Raw genomic sequence first — 4,178 nt, 5'->3', positions numbered from 1 at the left:
TGTTGAAGGCTCGCGTCGGTTGTTGTCTTTGCATGCACACGAGCTTGCTGCCATTGTGGTGGATCCGATGCCGAGCCGCGTTGGTCTAATCTCGCCAAGGCCTGAATTTATTGCTGCGGTTCAGGAAACTGCCAGTTACCACGGCATTCTGGTGATTGCTGATGAAGTCCTGAATCTCAGGCAGAGTTTTCGGGGGGCGTCCGCCCGCTATGGCCTTGTTCCGGACCTCGTCACAATGGGGAAGATCATTGGTGGTGGGCTGCCGGTTGGAGCCATCGGCGGTCGCGAGGATGTGATGAAAGTCTTCGATGCTTCCGCGGGCCGGCCGCTGCTTCCGCAAGGCGGCACGTTTTCCGCCAACCCTCTATCCATGACAGCGGGTCTTGTCGCAATGCGGCATCTAGATCATGCGGCTTTTTCACATCTTGAAACGCTCGGAATCACAGTTCGAGACGGGATCCGCCGCGCCATCTCGAATCGGAGCGCGCCTCTTTGCGTAACCGGAGCCGCGTCACTCTTTCGCATCCATCCTATGGAGCTAGTGCCGAGCGACTATCGTGAGGCGCAATCCGCCGGAACTGCGGCAACTCTAATGAAGCTGCTCACGCGGTTCTTTGCGGACAATGGAATCATTCTGCCGCATGGCGCTGCCGCGTCGATCTCGACACCGATGACTAGGGTCGATGTTGAGCTCATAGTCGATGCGTTCGATGACTTCCTCGATAAACACCAAGACATGCTAGCGCGATTGCGGCGCGCGAATTAGTCCGTTGGTTTGCCCAGGCGCATCCCCAAGGCAGGGGTGAGCCTGCGGATAGTGATAGTCATCGTGTTGGAGGCCCTGCAGAAAACCCCAAACGCTACTTGGCGTGAGCCGTAATGAACCGATTGGACCCGATGGACAACAAACATGCCTTCACAAAGAGCTACATCGAGATCAACAACGCAAGTGAGCGGAGCCGCTAACGAGCCCAGAGGACCGATCGAGCTCAGCGAGCGTGAGAACCGTCCGTAACTCGTCCTGGGGTTATATCGGATATTGAAATAACGCCGCCCGCCAATCTGAAATCCACAAGGATCGTTTAACATGCCTATCCAAAGACCTGCGAGCGTTTCTCTATTTTGTTGGGAAAACCTGCAAATCGGCGACAATCTTGGCCAAGTCACTGAACAAATTGGCGAGGGGGACGTCTTGGCGCACGCCTTCGCGATTGGAGAAGACCCTCGGTTCTTCACAAAGGGATTACCCGAATTAGGCCCATTCGTGCCGCCGTGCTTGCTTGCCAACCACCTACTTTACTTGACCGAGCTCAGATATGACTACCTAGGGATCGGCGCTGCCAGCAGCTTGCACGCAAAAGTGGTTCTTAAATACCATGCGCCGCTGCCTATTGGGGCCGAGGCAACCCTCACCGGGGCTATTGTTGCCAAGTTCGTGCGCGCCGGGCGCCAGAACTGCTCAGTGCAAAACTGCGTTACATCCGGAGGCCAGCTAATCGCCGAGATGCTTTCGACTGGGACGGTCGGATACAGCAGCGATCATGGGCCTGACGTAGGGGCGGTTCCAGAGAACTGGTCTGATGGCTTACCGCGGGTATCAGCAGAGCTTCCCCCTTCGCCGGTCATCGCTCGACCCAGCGAACCTCTCGAAGAGGGCATGGTGCTCGGACCGGTTACGCGATATGTGGGACTCGAGCAAAGCGTCATCTTCTCGGGATATCCAACATCTTGGACGCACCCCCCCCCCGAATTTCGGCAAAACCTCCAAACTAGCTACGAGGTTGCACGACGCGCGGGTTTTCCGGCACCAGTCGCTCAGGCCTTATTGTCCGTGGGGCATCTCAGCTCTCTGCTCCTACGTCAGTTCGGTCGTAAGTTTTTCGATGGAGCTGAACTTGCGCTAAAGTTCGTCTCACCGGTGTTCGTCGGATCGCAGCTCACTTCTCATGCGAGAGTCGCGAAAGATGGGCTGGACAAGGCTTGGCTACTTCAGCTGGTGACGCTAGATCCGTCAAGAACTCTCACGACGGTTGGGTACGCTAGATTGCCGAAGCATGGCCGGTTAGAGATATAGTGTCCCGGCCACGCCCAATGTATGCGACGAACTCGTCGATATCCAGTATCCCGACGTCGAGACCGTCCGGATCGTCCAAGACAATCTATCGACCCGTTCTGTCGGCGCGCTCTATCAGGCATACCCGCCTGCCGAAGCCAGCCGTATTTTGCGGCGGCTCGAGTTTCACTCCACCCCAAGCACGCAAGCTGGCTCGAGATCGAGATCGGCGTCTTGTGCGGGGACAGTGCCTCGATCGCAGGATCGACGCCCCCAAAAGCGAGGGCGCCGCGAAATCGCCGCTTGGGAACGGCGGCGGAATGCCTCACGCTCCCGCATCAAATGGATGTTCACGACAGATAAGGCGCGCACCAAAATGGGCCGCGCCTATCCCGACACTTCCAAAGAGTCATAATCACTGTGCAGAGGTACTAGTTTTCTCTTAGTTTTGCCTCATCAAGGCGAATAGGACTTTTGGCGAGTACAATGCGGAACAATGACGACCGATCTTGGGCCTGCAATTTCTTCTCGGCTCAGAAGAGCAAGACTATTCGCGAGCAGCTGAAAACGCCGAACAAGAAGCCCAGCGTAGATCATAGTCCCAATTGACAAGCCAAGCCAGATTCCCATAGGGCCAAGACCTATCCAGAAACCGAGCACGTATGAAAGAGAAAAGCCGACCAGCCAGTGACCAATTGCGGCGAACAGGACCGACATCCGTGTGTCCTTGAGTCCGCGCAAGCTGCCAGACGCAATGTTGTGCATTGCATCTGTTATGAAGGAACTTGCGGCTACTAAAAGGAGCGTGGCTGCGAGTCCTATCGCCGCATCGGCCTCCTTGGTGGGGCCACCCATGAAGAACTCGGCTATCTCAAAACGCGCGGTGATTACCGCAACCGTCAGCATCGCGGCGATCACTACGCCGAGGAGCATCGCAGCCAAACCAGCCCGTTTGATGCCAGGTCCGTCGTTGCGGCCGACCGCATGGCCAACGCGCACGGCTGCTGCCATGCTGATGCCAGACGCGATCATAAACAGGATCCCGGTGACCTGGAGCGTGATCTGATGAGCGGCCAGCGCTTCGGTGCTGATCAAGCCCATCAGGAGGGCGGCAGCTGAGACAGTTCCGCATTGCATAAGAAAGGCAACGGAAATGGGGGTACCAATCACAATCAGTTGCCACATCAACGGCCAATCGAAACGCCAGAGGTGCGCAAGCGCCTTGTAGTCACGGAAAGGCCGACACATTGCGGCCGAGCATAAGCCGGCTAAGACCATCCCAAAGTTCACCAGGGACGTCGCAAGACCCGCGCCGAAGAGCTCAAGCCGGGGCAGGCCGAGCTTCCCATATATCAACAGACAGGCCAGTAAAGCATTCAGAGGGATGGCCGCGAGCGTGATCCATAAGACCGGCTTCGGCCGGTTGACCGCAACCATAAAGCTACGGATAGCCAGAAACCACAGCGCGGGCGCTGCGCCCCAGACTAGTCCGAATAGGTATTGCTGGGCCAGCCGCGCCGCGCCTGGCGCCTGACCAAGAGAAAGCAGTATTTTCTCACCCAGCAACGAAAACGCCACTGTGGGGAGAGATAGAAGCAGCCCCGCCCACAGACCCATGCGCAGCGAGCGCCGTACCACACTTAGATTGTTCGCCCCAAACGCCTGCGCAGCGACGGCTGCGCTCGCCGCCAGCAAGCCCATGCCGAAGGTGAGGCCAACAAAATAGACCCTGCCAGCCAGCGCTAACGCGGCGACCGACTCGGCGCCGATGCGCCCGATGAACGCAAGGTCCGTCGTCATCATCGCGATCTGCCCAAGCAGCGTCACCACCATCGGCAACGCGAGTTTTGCGATCTCGCTGAGCTCGACAAGAAGTTGATGACCCGCTGCCCACCTCATCGTTCTATGGCGCGAAGTCGATGCTGGCTGTGTTTCGGCTACTTTATTCATGAAATCATGCCGCCGGATTATCTCGTGGGCCAAAGACCTCTTTTCGACGAGGACCCTCTTTTTATCGGATTTGCGATGGCTCGCCGGCGCATGCGGAGACTTGCTGCTAAGGGCGCAGCGCGCCATCCGCTTGGATCTGCTGCTGAACCTCGACTTGTCTTGTTCTGTCCTATGA

The 4,178-nt window shown here is 57.4% G+C and carries 2 protein-coding genes and 1 pseudogene; 2 read left to right on the top strand and 1 reads right to left on the bottom strand.

Annotation, left to right across the window (positions count from 1 at the left end; translation table 11 throughout):
- The coding region (locus tag PMN64_RS42290; RefSeq protein ID WP_411785041.1) for an aminotransferase class III-fold pyridoxal phosphate-dependent enzyme at nucleotides 1–766 on the top strand (766 nt) is incomplete at its 5' end.
- A gap of 1,320 nt (nucleotides 767–2,086) precedes the next feature.
- Nucleotides 2,087–2,468: pseudogene (locus PMN64_RS42285) on the top strand (IS630 family transposase); the annotation flags it as partial.
- 41 nt (nucleotides 2,469–2,509) lie between these two features.
- Here PMN64_RS42285 and PMN64_RS42280 read toward each other — a convergent pair.
- The gene (locus PMN64_RS42280; protein WP_411785042.1) at nucleotides 2,510–3,952 is read right to left on the bottom strand and encodes an MATE family efflux transporter; all 1,443 of its coding nucleotides are present in this window, start codon (nucleotides 3,950–3,952) and stop codon (nucleotides 2,510–2,512) included.
- Nucleotides 3,953–4,178 lie beyond the last annotated feature (226 nt).

Origin of the sequence: Bradyrhizobium sp. UFLA01-814 (genome assembly GCF_046718885.1) — a bacterium.
Lineage (GTDB): Bacteria > Pseudomonadota > Alphaproteobacteria > Rhizobiales > Xanthobacteraceae > Bradyrhizobium > Bradyrhizobium elkanii.
The sequence above is the reverse complement of the archived record's forward strand: the minus strand, read 5'-3'. Positions and strand labels throughout refer to the sequence as shown.

What these genes read in the sequence shown, in the direction of transcription:
- PMN64_RS42280 (WP_411785042.1), bottom strand. Translation starts at nt 3,952, where the DNA reads ATGAGGTGGGCAGCGGGTCATCAACTTCTTGTCGAGCTCAGCGAGATC.